At 68.1% G+C, this 14,695-nt stretch carries 14 protein-coding genes; 10 read left to right on the top strand and 4 right to left on the bottom strand.

The window, feature by feature from the left end:
• Nucleotides 1–14 precede the first annotated feature (14 nt).
• Entirely contained in the window at nucleotides 15–785 is a 771-nt protein-coding gene (locus BM396_RS20360; RefSeq protein WP_043351828.1) for a potassium channel family protein, read from the top strand.
• A gap of 36 nt (nucleotides 786–821) precedes the next feature.
• On the opposite strand, the gene BM396_RS20355 is transcribed toward BM396_RS20360, so the two are convergent.
• Nucleotides 822–1,718: a LysR substrate-binding domain-containing protein gene (locus BM396_RS20355; RefSeq protein ID WP_043386218.1), complete on the bottom strand. Its 897-nt coding sequence runs from the start codon at nucleotides 1,716–1,718 to the stop codon at nucleotides 822–824.
• Nucleotides 1,719–2,053: 335 nt separating this feature from the next.
• Here BM396_RS20355 and BM396_RS20350 point away from each other — a divergent pair, with 335 nt between their 5' ends.
• From BM396_RS20350 to BM396_RS20340, 3 genes are all read left to right on the top strand, one after another.
• Nucleotides 2,054–2,335, top strand: a complete 282-nt coding sequence (locus tag BM396_RS20350) for a hypothetical protein (RefSeq protein WP_043386221.1) — start codon at nucleotides 2,054–2,056, stop codon at nucleotides 2,333–2,335.
• 356 nt (nucleotides 2,336–2,691) lie between these two features.
• Complete coding sequence (locus tag BM396_RS20345) at nucleotides 2,692–4,392, top strand: ATP-binding cassette domain-containing protein (RefSeq protein ID WP_043386223.1); 1,701 nt, start codon at nucleotides 2,692–2,694, stop codon at nucleotides 4,390–4,392.
• Nucleotides 4,376–5,398 (top strand): efflux RND transporter periplasmic adaptor subunit, encoded by a 1,023-nt coding sequence (locus BM396_RS20340; protein WP_043386225.1) that lies wholly within the window; start codon nucleotides 4,376–4,378, stop codon nucleotides 5,396–5,398. The genes BM396_RS20345 and BM396_RS20340 overlap by 17 nt, the downstream gene beginning before the upstream one ends.
• A gap of 312 nt (nucleotides 5,399–5,710) precedes the next feature.
• Here BM396_RS20340 and BM396_RS20335 read toward each other — a convergent pair whose 3' ends face one another.
• The 3 genes from BM396_RS20335 to BM396_RS20325 form a co-directional block, all read right to left on the bottom strand.
• Nucleotides 5,711–6,715: a YeiH family protein gene (locus BM396_RS20335; protein WP_244538919.1), complete on the bottom strand. Its 1,005-nt coding sequence runs from the start codon at nucleotides 6,713–6,715 to the stop codon at nucleotides 5,711–5,713.
• 89 nt (nucleotides 6,716–6,804) lie between these two features.
• Nucleotides 6,805–7,155 carry a hypothetical protein gene (locus tag BM396_RS33810; RefSeq protein WP_043386229.1) on the bottom strand — a complete coding sequence of 117 codons (351 nt, stop codon included), beginning with the start codon at nucleotides 7,153–7,155 and terminating at the stop codon, nucleotides 6,805–6,807.
• Between the two features lie 44 nt (nucleotides 7,156–7,199).
• Complete coding sequence (locus BM396_RS20325; protein ID WP_043346575.1) at nucleotides 7,200–8,507, bottom strand: MFS transporter; 1,308 nt, start codon at nucleotides 8,505–8,507, stop codon at nucleotides 7,200–7,202.
• Nucleotides 8,508–8,787: 280 nt separating this feature from the next.
• Between BM396_RS20325 and BM396_RS20320 the strand changes: the two genes are divergently transcribed.
• The 6 genes from BM396_RS20320 to BM396_RS20295 are packed head-to-tail and all read left to right on the top strand — an operon-like array spanning nucleotide 8,788 to nucleotide 14,605.
• Complete coding sequence (locus BM396_RS20320) at nucleotides 8,788–9,603, top strand: IclR family transcriptional regulator (protein ID WP_043386232.1); 816 nt, start codon at nucleotides 8,788–8,790, stop codon at nucleotides 9,601–9,603.
• 15 nt (nucleotides 9,604–9,618) lie between these two features.
• Nucleotides 9,619–10,776 (top strand): CaiB/BaiF CoA transferase family protein, encoded by a 1,158-nt coding sequence (locus BM396_RS20315; protein WP_043386235.1) that lies wholly within the window; start codon nucleotides 9,619–9,621, stop codon nucleotides 10,774–10,776.
• Nucleotides 10,777–10,786: 10 nt separating this feature from the next.
• The gene (locus BM396_RS20310) at nucleotides 10,787–11,503 is read left to right on the top strand and encodes an enoyl-CoA hydratase/isomerase family protein (RefSeq protein WP_043386237.1); all 717 of its coding nucleotides are present in this window, start codon (nucleotides 10,787–10,789) and stop codon (nucleotides 11,501–11,503) included.
• Between the two features lie 25 nt (nucleotides 11,504–11,528).
• The gene (locus tag BM396_RS20305) at nucleotides 11,529–12,356 is read left to right on the top strand and encodes a CoA transferase subunit A (protein ID WP_043386239.1); all 828 of its coding nucleotides are present in this window, start codon (nucleotides 11,529–11,531) and stop codon (nucleotides 12,354–12,356) included.
• Entirely contained in the window at nucleotides 12,349–13,104 is a 756-nt protein-coding gene (locus tag BM396_RS20300; protein ID WP_043386241.1) for a CoA-transferase subunit beta, read from the top strand. The genes BM396_RS20305 and BM396_RS20300 overlap by 8 nt, the downstream gene beginning before the upstream one ends.
• 37 nt (nucleotides 13,105–13,141) lie before the next feature.
• Nucleotides 13,142–14,605: a class I adenylate-forming enzyme family protein gene (locus BM396_RS20295; RefSeq protein ID WP_043386242.1), complete on the top strand. Its 1,464-nt coding sequence runs from the start codon at nucleotides 13,142–13,144 to the stop codon at nucleotides 14,603–14,605.
• The last annotated feature ends 90 nt before the right edge of the window (nucleotides 14,606–14,695 follow it).

The following is a 14,695-nucleotide window of genomic DNA, read 5'->3' as shown; positions in this document are numbered from 1 at the left end:
TAGCCCGACGACCGATGACGACACTGACCGCGACGCTGCGTGAACTGTACGAGGGGGACACGCGGCGCGCGCACCGCTTCCGCTACGTCCTGCTCGTGTTCGACGTGGCGACGATCGCCTTCGTCATCGTCACCTCGTTCCTGCCGCTGATACCCTGGATCATCGCCTGCGATGTGGCACTGGGCGTGTTCGTCCTACTCGACTTCGCCGCCCGCCTCGGCATCAGCCGCACCCCGCTCCGCGAATTCCGACATCTCAGCACCTGGACGGACCTCGTGGCCGTCGCCTCGTTCCTGGCCCCGGTGCTCGTCGAGGGCGTCGGCTTCCTGCGGATCCTGCGCACGCTCCGTCTGCTGCGCACCTATCATCTGCTGGAGCGGCTGCGGCAGGACAGCGAACTGTTCCGCCGGAACGAAGATGCGATCCTGGCCGCGACCAACTTGGTGGTGTTCGTGTTCACGATGACGGGCATCGTCTACGCCACGCAGCACAACACCAATCCGGCCATTCAGACGCCCATCGACGCTCTGTACTTCACGGTCACGTCGCTGACGACCACGGGCTACGGCGACATCACACTGCCGGGACCGACGGGCCGGCTGCTCTCGGTCTTCGTGATGATCTGCGGCGTGACGCTGTTCTTCCGCCTCGCGCAGGTGGTGTTCCGGCCGTACAAGGTGCGCTTCCCCTGCGACGCCTGCGGGCTGCAACGCCATGAGCCGGACGCGGTGCACTGCAAGGCCTGCGGCAACCTCCTGAACATCCCCGATGAGGGAGCCGACTGACGCTCCTGCGGGCGTCAGGGTCCGGTTCCAAGGCCGTCACACGGCGACGGCCTTGGACACCACGACGCGCTGCTCCAGGGCGGCGATGATCGTCGACGACAGCAGCTCGGCAGCCGGCGTGACATGTCCGGGAGCCCGGTAAAGGACGATCTCCGTATCGGGCAGTTTTGGAAGCTGAAGCCGAGCAGACACCGAGACCATGTCCGCCGGTATCATTTCCGTCGGCAGAACCGTTACGCCGAGCCCGGCTTGGACGGCGGCCTGAAGCCCGGCCAAACTTGGGCTGGTGTAGACGATGCGCCAGTCGCGTCCGGCCGCGTCGAGGGCTGACAGCGCACGCTTGCGATAGACATCGGGGGCCGGTGCGAGGATGAGGGGGATCGGGCCCTCGGTTTCCGTGACGAGGCGCGGCGACGCGACCCAGTCGAGCACCTCCCGCCAGACCTTGGTCCCGCCGCTCGGCCCCTGCGGTTCGCGCTTGAACAAGATCAGGTCGTAGCGACCCTTCGCGAAATCAGCGAGGAGGTTGACGGTGAAGTCGCACTGCACCTGAAGCGCGACCTGCGGATGGGTCCTCGCGAAACACGCCAGAACCTCCGACAGGTGCGTCGTCGCAAAATCCTCGGGCGTTCCAAGCCTGACGACGCCCGATACATCCGTCTCGCGCAGGCGCGAGAGCGCCTCGGCTCCCAGCTGCAAGATTTGCCGCGCATAGGTGAGCAGGATCTCGCCCTCGGGCGTCAGCTGCAAGTCCCGGCCGTCCCGGTCGAACAAGCGGCGCGCGAGCCCGTCTTCCAGGCGCTTGATCTGCAGCGACACGGTCGACTGCGTCAGGCTCAGGCGTTGAGCGGCACGCGTGAAACTGCCGTTGTCGACGATCGCGACGAAGGTGCGCAACAAATCGAGGTCGAACGGAAGGGGTGGACCCGGCATCGTCCCGACATCAAATCTCTCCGGGCGCCCTGCAAGCACCCGGGCCGCTTTCCTGCCGCCTCACTGTCAAAATCGACGCCGCTGCGTGATGAAACGCACATGACCATAAGCTTGCACAAGTTGTCGCAGGATTAAAAATTATCCCTGCCATGCCCAATCCTGTGTCCATTTATTTTCACAATGATCATCATTGGCTCCGTAGCGTTGTTCTGCGGCCCGGTCGTTTCCAGATCATTTGCGTGGATGAGGCGAGAATGTCGGTCACGCATTGGCGGGCCGGTGCGCCTCAGCCGCGAACAGGTCGATATGACCGTGATCTTGAGTGGAGACGAACCATGAAGACTTCGCTGAAGACAGCCCGTGTGGCGCTCGTGACGGCCCTCTGTGCGATCGCGCCGATCTCTGCGGCCGTCGCCGACTACCGCGTCGGATCTCAAATGCGGCCCCTGCCCCAGACGACCTGGGACGGACTGTCGACCGGCGCGATCGACATGTCGGACGCCCCGCGGTTTTCCACTGGTGGCTGCCGGAGAAGCTCGGCGCAGGAAGGCAATGCTGATCAGCAGCACTTTCCGGTGCAGCAATACGGACAGACGGCGGGCGGCTACCGCTGCTGAACGGGGCCAGCGTCCTCGGCCCGACAGCCGGCCGTGTCTCACGTGAGGGCCGGCAACGTATCGGTCCGCCACGCCATCGTGTCATGGCGGACCGCTCTCCCGATCCTCGCCTCACAGGGCGCGTCCCGGCGGTCTCCTCCGGGAGTCCTCCCGCAAATCGTCCGCCGCGTCCTCTGCGAGACCGCAGCGCGATCGCGCCCCGACCCGGAAAGGTGCCTCTCTGGTGCCGATCCGCGGCGCAATCCGGACGCCGGGAGACAGCAATTGACCAATGACTGGCGAGCAACGCACTGCATCCGATCGAAATCGTGATGCAGAACGCACAAATCGAACCTGTTCTGGAAAGTCCTCGATCGATGGATGCGATCAGACACACCCCTTTGACTGTCGTGGAAGCCTGCAGGCTCATCGCGCGCCTCTTGAACCCGGAGGCGCGTTTTGTCTGGCTGGCGATCGTCTACGGAGGTGCCATCGCGCTCCTGGGTCTCGCGGCACCCGTTTCCGTCCAGCTCCTGATCAACTCCGTGGCGAACACGGGGCTGCCGGCGCCCTTGTTCGTCCTGTCGGGTCTCTTGCTCGGATTGCTGCTGGTCGTCGCCGCCCTGAGTGCGGCCCGCATCTACGTGATGGCCCTATTCGAACGGCGCGTCTTCGCCAGAATCGTCGCGGATATCACCGTGCGCGCCGTCCACGCCAGGGATCCGCAGTTCGACGACGCTCGGCGCAGCGCTCTGTTCAACCGCTTTTTCGATCTCGTGACGGTTCAGAAGGCGGTCCCGCATCTCCTGATCGGCGGATTTGCAATCCTTCTGCAATCCGGGATTGGTCTTGTTCTGACGAGCTTCTATCACCCCTTCTTTCTCGCCTTCAATCTCCTGGTCGCCTCTCTGCTGCTCGGGATCTGGCTCCTCTGGGTGGGACCGGCTCTCCGGTCGGCCGCGGCCCTGAGCCACGCGAAGCACGAGACGGCGTCCTGGCTCGAGAGCGTCGGCCGCTCGAACGGCTTCTACAAGGACGACCGTCGCCTCGACTTTGCCATGGGGCGTTCCGAGACGATGACCGCGGCCTATGTGCGGGCGCATCGCCGCCATTTCCGACACACCTTCGCGCAGACCATCGGATTTCTCCTGATCTACGCTGTCGCCAGCGCCGGACTGCTTGCGTTGGGCGGATGGCTGATCCTGCAGGGCCAGCTGTCGCTCGGACAGCTCGTGGCCGCGGAACTCGTCCTGTCCGGGGCGTTCTATGGTCTCTCGCATTTGGGCTCCCACGTGGAAACCTTCTACGGGCTGGTCGCGTCACTCCACGAACTGGCGCAGTTCGACGGGATCGAGCAGGAGGACCGGGCGGGACAATCCAGTGCGGTCCCGGTCGATGGATCCCTGCGCCTGCGTGAGGTCGAGGCCGAAGGCTACCGGTTCGACGTTGCGATCCAGAGCGGTGAAATCCTGTCCGTGACGGCCGACGAAACTGTCGAGCGGACGATCGCGGCGCTGCTCAGGCAGGAGCTCCGTCCGCGGCGGGGATCGGTGATGATCGGCGGTGCCGATATCGCTGCGTTCGACCCGGACAGCCTACGTTCCGGGCTCCTCGTCCTGGATCGGCCGACGCTCCCCGAGATGACGATCCGCGCCTACCTGTCGATGGACCCAGGCCGGAACGCCGCGACGATCCACGATAGCCTTGAGCGCGTCGGATTGTCCGAGCGCGTCCTGCACCTGCCCCAGGGGCTCGATACGCTGCTCTCGTCGTCCGGCTGGCCGCTCACGACGGTCGAGTCCATGGCTCTCAAGCTCGCCGCCGCCCTTTCGCATCCGCCGAAGCTCGTCGTCTTGTCGACGCTCTACGATCTGCTGCCCCCGGATCGGATCGCAGCGGCGTTCGCGCGGTTCCGGGAGGCGGGCACGACGGTGCTGCATGTCACGCAGCGCCCGGCCCAGCCGATCCACGATCGCCACCTCCGGCTCGGCCTGCCTGAGCAGAAGCGCACCGTCGATCACGACGGCCGCACCGATCAAGTGACGCTACGGGAGAGGTCTCATGCTGTCGCGGCCTGAACACCTGCATCACTTCCCGACTCTGACATCGATCCAGGCCCCTCGCGCAGCTGTCGCGGTCGGCTGGATGCTCGGGATCGGGACCCTTCTTGCGGTCCTGATCCTCCTGTACGTTCCCTGGGTACAGACCTCGGCCGGCACGGGCCGCGTCATGGCCCCGAATCCAGCGGACCGCGTGCAGGCCATCACCGCCCTGGTCCAGGGCCGAGTCGAGCACTGGTACGTGGAGGATGGCCAGCGGGTCCGCGCCGGAGATCCGATCGCGCGCCTCGTCGACAACGATCCATTCCTGCTGCAGCGGCTCGCCGCCGAGCGCGAGCAGATCGAGGCCGAGATCGCGGCAGCCGAGCAGGCGGTGAAGGTTGCGGAAAGTCAGGTCAGCCAGACCCGTGAGGCCGCCGAAAAGGGCTTCGTTACGCGGCGCAACTTCGAGGCGGCACAGATCCTGGTCGCTGAGCGGCGCGCGCGCCTGGCCGAGGCCAAGGCCAAACTGAGCCGGCTCGAAGTGACCGTAAACCGCCAATCGGCGCAGCTGGTTCGCGCGCCGCGGGACGGCCGGATCCTCCACATCAACGCGGCCACCGGCGGCACCTTGGTGAACGCAGGGGACACCCTGGCCACTCTGGCGCCGCACGCACCGGCCCGCGTGGTGGAGCTGATGGTCGACGGACGCGATGTCGCCTTGATCAGGCCCGGCCAGCCCGTGCGCCTGGCCTTCGAAGGCTGGCCAGCCGTTCAGTTCAGCGGCTGGCCCTCCGTGGCCCATGGCATGTTTGACGGGCGCGTGCGTGCGGTCGATCCCTCTGCGCAACAAACTGGCCGGTTCCGCGTGCTGGTCGAGCAGGATCCCGGCAAGCCCGCATGGCCCGACGCTGAGTTCATTCCGCTGGGTGCGAAAGTGCGCGGCTTTATCCAGATGGAGACGGTGTCGATCGGCTACGAGCTCTGGCGGATCCTGAACAACTTTCCGCTGGAGTTCCATGCGCCGAATCCGGGCACAACTTAAGAGCCTGGAATTCCGCAGTCACACTCTGCGCGTATGGACTTGCATCGCTTGTTCAGGTGCGAAGCGGCCGCGGGCTGCATGAACGCGGCGGCTCACATGCCCCGTACCCGCCTGTCCGGGGGGCCTCATCTGACGCGGATTGGTGGCACTCGGCCAGATCCGGCCGGTCGCTACGCGCCGATATCGGCCGCGCTGCCGAAGAGGTCGGCGTTCCGGACGCGGATCTTACAAAGTCGTGGCGAGGACTGTGTTGCGAGCAGATCCGTCGCAGAAATCGCGCGTGAAATTCATCGCCTTCGGTTGCCGGCCGGATCAGCCGATCCCGAGGCCGCGGATGAGCAGGACGGCGATGGCCAGGAGCACGAGGAGCGAGGCGGTAACTCCGAGCGTCACCCGGCCGCCGACCTGGGCCAGGATGCGCACATCGACGCCCAGGCCCAAGGCGGCCATCGAGACGATCGTGAGGAAACCGGCGATCCGCGAGAGCGGCTGCAGCCAGTCCTCCGGAATGAAGCCGAGCGCGCGCAGCGTGGCGAGCGCCAGGAAGCCCAGGATGAACCAGGGCACCAGCTTGAAGAAGCCGAGCCGGCCCGGAGCACCGGCCCATGCCCCGTCCGCGGGCAGGCGCGGCGCGATCAGCGACAGGACCACCACGACGGGTCCGAGCATCAGCACCCGCACCAGCTTGACCAGCGTGCCCACCTGCGTCGCGAGCGCGCCCACCGGCACGGTCGCGGCCAGCACCTGTGGGACTGCGTAGACCGTAAGCCCCGCCAGCACGCCGTACTGATGTTCACCGAATCCGGCGAGCGGTACGAACAGCGGCAAGCCGAGCACCATCAGGACGCCCAGCACTGCCGTGAACGCGATGGCGGCTGCCACGTCCCGGCTGTCGGCACCGATGACGGGCGCCACCGCGGCGATGGCCGAGTTCCCGCAGATGGCGTTGCCGCAGGCGATCAGCAGCGCCATGCGCACCGGTAGGCCCAGAGCGCGGCAGATGGCGCAACTCGCCAGGATGGTGAGCGCCACTGCGCCGACGATGCCGGCCAAAAGCGCCGGGCCCGACGCAACGATGGCCCCGAGACTCACCGAGGCTCCGAGCAGGACGACGGCCACCTCCAGCACCTGCTTGGCCGAGAAGGCGATTCCGGCCTTGAAGCGCGCTCCCGGCACCCAGGCGGTGCGCAGGGCCGTCCCGAGCAGGATGGCGAGCACCAGGGCCTCGACATAGGGGTGGCCGGTCAGGTGCTCCTCGCCGGCCTGCAGCGCCTGCGCCATGACGGTCAGGATGAGGCACAGGAAAAGCCCCGGCATCAGCCGGCCCGCTGCACCGGCCCGAAAGGATCTGCCGGCTCGGACCGCGGGCACACTGTCTGGTGCGACCCGGGTGGCCATCCTGGCGGTCATGGCATCACCTCCTTGTCCGGCCTTCTAATGGTTGCGCCGAGACATGCGGCGCTGGCCTTGGCCTGCCGCCCCTCGATCATCGCCTGGTCGACCACCTGCTTGAGCGACATGCCGATCCACAGGGCGCAGCCCGTCGCGCCCGCGTCGGATACGGCAAACGGCGTCTCCCGTTGCGGCAGGCGCAGGGGCATCTGCCGGAGCGGGCGCTTGCCCGGATACGCCACCCGCGGACGCTGCCCGGTGCCGAAGGTCGGCGACGCGGCGTCGGCCGCCCCGCTGCGAAGCGGCGCGACGACCCGGCCGCCCGCGCCGAGGGCCGACGTCGTCAGACGACTTCGCCTGCCCATCACGGTTCTCATCCCTCCCGGGGGCGCACCGTTCCGATCCGCGCTCAAGCCGGCGTCACGGCCGCCGTCCCGCGTCGCGCGATGTCGGCGTTGCGATAGAGCGTCAGCGTACCCACGATCGAGAACAGCGCCGCGCAGGCGAGCCAGAGTCCCGGCATGGCACGGTTCCCCGTTTCGTGGATCAGATAGGTGCAGACCGCCGGTGTGAATCCGCCGAAGATCGCCTGCGCGAGACTGTAGGCCAGCGAGAAGCCGGTGGCGCGTACCTCGGCCGGCATGATCTCGGTCAACGTGACGACCATCACGCCCTGATAGCCACCGTAGAGGAATGACATCCACATCAGGGCGGCCAGAAGCCGGCCGAAGGACGGGTCCGACACGAGCCACGCCATAACCGGGTAGGCCGTGAGGCCGATCAGCACCGAGAAGGTCAGCAGCACCGGCAGGCGTCCCACGCGGTCCGACACCGCCCCCATGACGGGAACCCAGATGAAATTCGCGATGCCGACGCAGACGGTAACGACGAAGCTGTCATGGGCGCTCAGGCCGAGCACCTGACGCGCATAGGTCGGTGTATAAGCCGTGATCATGTAGAAGAAGACGCTCGTCAGCGTGACGAGCAGCACGGCCCTGAGAACGATGGCCCAGTTCTGGAGGAGAGACCGGTAGATCTCGCCGAGTGTCGCGCGGCGATGCTTGGCCCGCTGCGCGAAATCGGCGCTCTCCTGCATCGAGCGCCGGATCCAGAACAGGACCGGAATGATCAGGCAGCCGATCAGGAACGGGATGCGCCAGCCCCATGCGAGCATCTGCTCCTCGGAGAGGAAACCGCGCAGGGACACGCCGATGATGGCGGCGAAGACCACGGCGACCTGCTGGCTGGCCGATTGCCAGCTCACGTAGAAGCCACGGTTGCCCGGCGTGGCGATCTCGGACAGGTAGACCGACACACCGCCCGATTCTGCGCCAGCGGAGAACCCCTGCAGCAGGCGGCCGATCAGGACGAGAATGGGCGCGGCGATGCCGATCGAGGCGTAGGTCGGCGTGAAGGCGATCAGGGCGACGCCGATCGACATGATGGCGAGGCTCATGACCAAGCCGGCTCGTCGGCCGTGCCGGTCGATATAGGCGCCCAGCACGATGGCGCCGAGCGGGCGCATCAGGAAACCGATCCCGAAGGTGGCCAGCGACAGCATCAACGAGACGTACTCGTTGTCGTTGGGAAAGACCGCTTTCGCCACGGCAGCCGCATAGAAGCCGTAGACCATGAAATCGTACATCTCGAGGAAATTGCCGCTGACGACGCGGAAGACATCCTTCTTGGAAGGTGGGCGTTGGGCCGAGGCGTCCATGGTTTCTCCTCCGTCAGCGGAGCGGTCACTTCCGCAGAAGTCTACCGCTGGTTCGAGAAGCGACGCAGGTTGTTCTATTATTTAGAACGCCGTCTCATGATTTGTTAGGCTATGAAGGTCGTTGGCCGCCGTCAATGTCGAATCTGTTGCTTGCGCGATCATCGAACCAACTGGTCGGGGGCAAGCACTTACATTCCGCAGCAATCCGGAAGCACGCCCTTGACGGGTCCGGATGCGAGGCGATAGCGTTTAGCAGAACGCTGTATCGGATATTAGAACGATGGACAGCACACTCCTCAAAGGACTGACGCTTCTGGAGCACCTCGCCGGAAGCGACGCGCCCCGTGGCGTCAGCGAACTGGCGCGCGCCCTGAACCTCACGAAGAGCAATGTGCATCGCACGCTGCAGACCCTGGTGGCCGCCGGCTACGTGCACGCCAACCCGGGCGGCACCTACGCCTGCACCCTGAAGCTGTTCGAACTCGCCAGCCCGGTGGTGGCGCGGATCGACGTCCGGCAGGTCGCGGAGCCCTTCATGCGGGTCCTGGCCGAGCAGACGCAGGAGACGATCCACCTGTCGCTGCTCGACAGGGCTGACGTCATCTACCTGCACAAGATCGAGAGCCCGCAGCCGGTCCGCGCCTACTCGTCGATCGGTGGCCGCGCCCCGGCCTACTGCGTGGCCTCCGGCAAGGCGCTGCTGGCTTACCAGGAAGAGGCGCTGGCCCATCTGCCGGAGACGCTCCCGCTTCACACGCCGCGCACGATCCCGACGCTGGACCTGCTGCGGCGAGAGCTGGAGCAGGTCCGGATCCAGGGCTTTGCGGTCAATCGCGGGGAGTGGCGCGAAGGCGTCTGCGGGCTTGCCGCCATCGTTCACGATGCCATGGGCCGTCCCGTGGCTGCGATCGGCATCTCCGGTCCGGCCGACCGCCTGAACCCGACGGCTCTGCGCCGCTTCAGCGACGTCGTTGTCGACGCGGCGCGCAGCCTGTCGCGTGCCCTCGGCTACAACCCCATCACCGTCTCATCCCATCCGGCGCCGCGCCACGCCCGAGGCCTCGCGCCCGAGCCTGCGTCGGCGACGGTTGTCTGATCGAGGAGTAGGCCCGTGCGACCGCTGTCCGGTATCCGCGTGATCGAGTTCTGCAGTGTTGCGGCCGGGCCGTTCTGCGCCATGCTGCTCGCCGACATGGGGGCCGACGTCGTCAAGGTCGAGAACCCGGACGGCGGCGACACGATGCGGGCTTGGCCACCCCTCAACGAGGGCTTCAGCGAGAACTTCGCCTCGCTGAACCGCAACAAGCGCTCCGTGACGCTGGACCTCAAGGATCCGGCCGACAAGGCGCGGGCCCTTGAGCTCATTTCCTCCGCCGACGTGGTGCTGGAGAATAACCGCCCCGGCGTGATGAAGCGGCTCGGCCTCGATTACACCAGCGTCAGCGCCGGGCGGCCGAGCCTCGTCTACTGCTCGATCTCGGCTTTCGGCCAGGAGGGACCGCGCTCGTCCGAGGCCGGGTTCGACCTGACGCTCCAGGCGATGAGCGGCGTGATGAGCGTCACGGGCGAGCCCGGTGCGCCGCCCGTGAAGTGCGGCGTGCCGATCTCGGATTTCGGCACCGGGCTCTACGCGGCCTACGCCATCGCGGCGGCGCTGCTCCAGGTGCGGGCGGGCGGCACCGGCGTGCACATCGACGCCTCGATGTTCGGGGCCTCCCTGGCGATGGCAGCCCTCCAGACCAGCGAGTATTTCGGCAGCGGCCGCGACCCGAAGCGGCTGGGCTCGGCCCACCCACGCAACGCGCCCTATCAGGCCTTCCGCGCCAAGGACGGCTACTTCGCCATGGCGGCGGGCAACAACGTCCTCTACCGCGCCGCCTGCGCAGCGATCGGGCGGAGCGATCTCGCCGAGGACCCGCGCTTCGCCACCACCGCCCTGCGGGCGCAGAACCAGAAGGACCTCCTCGGGATCCTGGAGTGCGACTTCGCCGACCGCACCTGCGCCGACCTGCTCGCCCGGTTCCGCGCCGCGGGCGTGCCCTGCGCGCCGATCAACGGCTACGCCGACGCGCTCGCCGATCCGCAGGTCGAGCACATGGGCTGGGTCCAGCCGCTCACCCTGCCGTCCGGGTCCGAGACGCGCACCTTCGTGTCGCCGCTGAAATTCTCCGGCGAGGGCTTCCCGATCTACCGGGAGCCGCCGGCGCTCGGCCAGCACAACGCCGAGCTGTTCGGCGACGGCGCGCCGGCCCGCATCCGCACGGCTTGAGGGCGGCGTTATGGACGAACTCCTGAAGGCGCGCAGCGGCGAGACGCTGACCCTGACGCTCAATCGCCCCGACAAGATGAACGCCCTGTCGGCCGCCCTGGTCGATGCGCTCCTCGACGCCGTGGGAGAGGCGGCCGGCGACGGGACCCGGCTCCTCGTGCTCAAGGGAGCGGGCCGGAACTTCAGCGCCGGGTTCGATTTCGGCGGCTACGAGGATCAGTCGGAGGGCGACCTGCTGCTCCGCTTCGTGCGGATCGAGATGCTTCTCCAGGCGCTCGCCCACGCGCCCTTCGACACCCTGGCGCTGGCGCACGGGCGGAATTTCGGCGCGGGGGTCGATGTGGTCTGCGCCTGCGGCCGGCGGGTCGGCGATCCGGCCGCCACCTTCCGCATGCCGGGTCTGTCTTTCGGGCTGGTGCTCGGCACGCGGCGCTACGCCGATCGCGTCGGGGGCTCCAAGGCCCGGCTCGTCCTGCAGGAGGGCCGGGTGTTCGATGCCCCGGAGGCCCTGACCGACGGTTTTCTCACCGCCATCGCGGCGACCGAGTCCTGGTCCGACACCGTCGCGGCCGCGTCGGAGGCGGCGACGCGGCTGTCCCCCTGGGCCGGCGCTGCCCTCAACCGCGCTGCCGCCCGCGACACCCGCGCGGACGACCTCGCCGATCTCGTCGCCTCGGCCGCGCGCCCGGGTCTCAAGGATCGCATCCGCGCCTACCGCGCGGCCTGACACGTTTCCGATCGGAGGACGCCCCGTGAGCGCCGGACCTCAGAAGATCATCCCCCTCGCGGATCTCGCCGCCCGGGTGCCGGACGGAAGCTCCCTCGCGCTGGGCGGCAGTTTCCTGCATCGCGGCCCCTTCGCGTTCGTGCGCGAATTGATCCGTCAGGGACGTCGCGACCTCGAAGTCGTCAAGCAATCGCCGGGCTACGACATCGACATCCTGTGCCGCGCCGGCGCCCTGTCCCGGGCCAGGGCCGGCATCGTCGCCATGGAGGGCAATTTCGGCCTCGCCCCCTGGTACCGCCGCGCAATCGAATCCGGCGCCGTCCGCCTGGAGGAGCATGCCTGCGCCAGCCTGACCGCGGGCCTGCGGGCGGCGGCCTTCGGCGTGCCGTTCATGCCCTGCGGCGGCATCCACGGCTCGGACTTGGCCGCCCTGAACGGCTGGAAGACGATCGAGGACCCCTACGGCAGCGGCGAGGCGGTCTACGCCATCCCGCGGATCCAGCCGGACTTCGCGGTGATCCAGGCCAACGAGGTCAGCGAGTCGGGAGACGTGCGCGTCTTCGGGACCTCCCACTGGGACCGGATCATGAGCCGCTCGGCCAAGCGCGTGCTCGTGGTGGCTGAGCGGATCGCGCCGGACGCCTCCTTCCGCGACCAGCCCGAACTGACGCTGGTGCCCCACTTCCTCGTCGAGGCGGTGAGCATCGTGCCGAACGGGGCGTGGCCCGGTTCGCTCTGGCCGGATTACGCGATCGATTACCCGGCCGTGGAGGCCTACATGACCGACGCCCCGGGCGTGCTCGCCGACCACCTCGCCGCCGGTCCCGAAGCGCGGGAGGTCGCCCATGTCTGAGGCGGCGTCCAACGTGACCGGGACTTGGTCGGGCTTCTCCTACATCGTCACGAACCTCGCCCGGTTCGTGCGGCCGAACGAGATCACCTTCAGCGGCGTGAACTCGGCCCTGCCGATGCTGGCCTGTCTCCTGGCCAAGCAGGCCTATCCCTTCGCGTTCACCTACATCAACGTCGCCGGTGGGGTCGATCCGAACCCGTCGGAGGTGCCGATCTCCTCCTCCGACCCCGTGCTCGCCGAGGGCTCGCGGGCGATCTTCGCCAACGAGGATTTCTACGATCTCTGCACCCGCGGCCTGATGGACCTGTGCTTCCTGGGCGCCGCCCAGGTCGATGGCCTTGGCCGCACGAACGTCTCCTGCATCGGCGACTGGCACGCCCCGCGGGTGCGGTTGCCGGGCGGCGGTGGGGGGGCCGTGATGCTGCCCACCGCCCGCCGGGCGGTCACATGGCGCACGGAGCATTCCCGGCGCACCCTGGTGGAGACCCTCGACTTCGTCACCGCGGCCGGCGGCATGCACGGCGTGGTCACGCCGATCGCCGTCTTCACGAAGCGCGAGGGCCGGCTCGCGCTAACCTCCTGGCATCCGGAGGCGAGCCTCGACGAGGTCCGCGACCGTACCGGCTTCGCCTTCTCGGCGGAGGATGCCGGGCCGACGCCGCCGCCGACCCCGGAGGAGCGGGCGGCGCTGGCTTCCCTCGACCCGGCGGGCCGTTTCGCGGTCGATGCGGGCATCCGCCTGCGCTGAAGCGCGGGACAGACCAAGGGAAGAGGAGATCGCCGCCATGCCGGACTCGCTCAGCGCGCGGCTGCGCGCGGCCATCGCGCATCACGCCGAGGCGGGCCGCACGGCCCTCGCGGCCCCGGACCCCATCACCTACGCCGATCTCGGGGCACGCATCGACGCCGCCGCGGGGGCGGTCCGGGACTGGGGCGTCGAGAAAGGCGACCGGGTCGGGCTGATCGCACCCAAGAGCGCGGCGGCCATCGCGACCTATTTCGGGGCCCTGCAGGCCGGCGCCTGCGTCTGCTTCCTCGAGCCCGGGCTCGCGCCGGAGGTTGTGGCCGAGCAGGCGGCTCTTGTCGGCATGCGGCACCTCATCGTCGCCGAGGCTTACGCGGCGCAGGTGACCGGGCGCGCCCTGGCCGGCCTGGACGTCCGGGCGCTTGACGGTTTCAGCGGCGGGGCGGCCTTCGCGGCGGAGATCGGCCCGCGGGACGAGGCCATGCTCCTCTTCACCTCGGGGAGCACCGGCCGGCCGAAAGGCGTGCTGCTGCGCCACGAAGGGCTCATCTGCAACGCCACAGGCGTGCTCCGCCACACCGGCACGCGGCCCGAAGACCGGCTTCTCCACGTCATGCCGCTCCATCACACGAACGGCGTCAACAACCAGCTGATCGTGCCGCTCCTGGCTGGGGCCGAGATCGTGCTGATGGAGCGCTTCCAGGCCGAGGCCGCCCTTGACCATCTGCGCACCGGCGGCATCACCTACATGACCGGGGTGCCGACGATCTACGCGCGGATGCTGCCCCTGCTGCGCCAGGGCGAGCGCTTCCCGGGCCTGCGCTTCCTGCGCTGCGGCTCGGCGCCGATCACGCCGACCCTGCATCGTCAGATCGAGGACGCCTTCGGCGTGCCGCTCCTCGTCTCCTACGGCCTGTCGGAGGCAACCTGCACCTCGACCATGAATCCGCCAGGCCGGCGCCGCATCGGCACGATCGGAACCGTGCTGGAGGGGCAGAATGTCGGCCTGTTCGATCCCGTTACGGGTCGCCCGGTCGAGACCGGTCGGGAGGGGGAGATCCGCATCTCCGGCCCCGCCCTGATGGCCGGCTATCTCGGCAGCACGGACCAGCCGATCGTGGATGGCTGGCTGCGCACGGGCGATCTCGGCCGCTTCGATGCCGACGGCTTCCTGTCCATCACCGGGCGCATCAAGGACGTGATCATTCGCGGTGGCGAGAACATCTCGCCCGCGCTGATCGAGCGACAGCTCGCCGCCCATCCCGCCATCCGCGATTGCTGCGTGGTCGGCGCGCCCGACGCGGATCTCGGCGAGGTGCCGGTGGCCTTCGTGGTGCTGCGGGAGGGCCAGGGCCTCGACGAGCCGGGCCTCAAGGATTTTGTGCGCGGTTCCCTCGCGCGGATCTATGTGCCGGCGCAGATCCACAAGCTCGATGTGCTGCCGGTCAACGGCGTCGGGAAGACCGATCGCAAGGCGCTGCGCAGCCTGCTGGCCGTTCCTTGATCCGCGCACGCAGGTGACGGTCCCCTCTCCTGGGCATCACGACGCCCCGGACGCGCGACGGCTCTCTCAGAACCCCGCGGGAGACCGCCC

Origin of the sequence: Methylobacterium sp. UNCCL125 (assembly GCF_900116795.1) — a bacterium.
Classification (GTDB): domain Bacteria; phylum Pseudomonadota; class Alphaproteobacteria; order Rhizobiales; family Beijerinckiaceae; genus Methylobacterium; species Methylobacterium fujisawaense.
This window is presented reverse-complemented; position numbering and strand designations above follow the sequence as displayed.

Excerpts from the sequence above, each read along its gene's own strand:
- BM396_RS20325 (WP_043346575.1), bottom strand. The coding sequence starts at position 8,507 with ATGGACGCCTCGGCCCAACGCCCACCTTCCAAGAAGGATGTCTTCCGC.
- BM396_RS20295 (WP_043386242.1), top strand. The coding sequence starts at position 13,142 with ATGCCGGACTCGCTCAGCGCGCGGCTGCGCGCGGCCATCGCGCATCAC.
- BM396_RS20335 (WP_244538919.1), bottom strand. The coding sequence starts at position 6,715 with ATGCCGGGGCTTTTCCTGTGCCTCATCCTGACCGTCATGGCGCAGGCG.
- BM396_RS20345 (WP_043386223.1), top strand. The coding sequence starts at position 2,692 with ATGGATGCGATCAGACACACCCCTTTGACTGTCGTGGAAGCCTGCAGG.
- BM396_RS20355 (WP_043386218.1), bottom strand. The coding sequence starts at position 1,718 with ATGCCGGGTCCACCCCTTCCGTTCGACCTCGATTTGTTGCGCACCTTC.
- BM396_RS20340 (WP_043386225.1), top strand. The coding sequence starts at position 4,376 with ATGCTGTCGCGGCCTGAACACCTGCATCACTTCCCGACTCTGACATCG.
- BM396_RS33810 (WP_043386229.1), bottom strand. The coding sequence starts at position 7,155 with ATGGGCAGGCGAAGTCGTCTGACGACGTCGGCCCTCGGCGCGGGCGGC.
- BM396_RS20310 (WP_043386237.1), top strand. The coding sequence starts at position 10,787 with ATGGACGAACTCCTGAAGGCGCGCAGCGGCGAGACGCTGACCCTGACG.
- BM396_RS20360 (WP_043351828.1), top strand. The coding sequence starts at position 15 with ATGACGACACTGACCGCGACGCTGCGTGAACTGTACGAGGGGGACACG.
- BM396_RS20320 (WP_043386232.1), top strand. The coding sequence starts at position 8,788 with ATGGACAGCACACTCCTCAAAGGACTGACGCTTCTGGAGCACCTCGCC.
- BM396_RS20300 (WP_043386241.1), top strand. The coding sequence starts at position 12,349 with ATGTCTGAGGCGGCGTCCAACGTGACCGGGACTTGGTCGGGCTTCTCC.
- BM396_RS20350 (WP_043386221.1), top strand. The coding sequence starts at position 2,054 with ATGAAGACTTCGCTGAAGACAGCCCGTGTGGCGCTCGTGACGGCCCTC.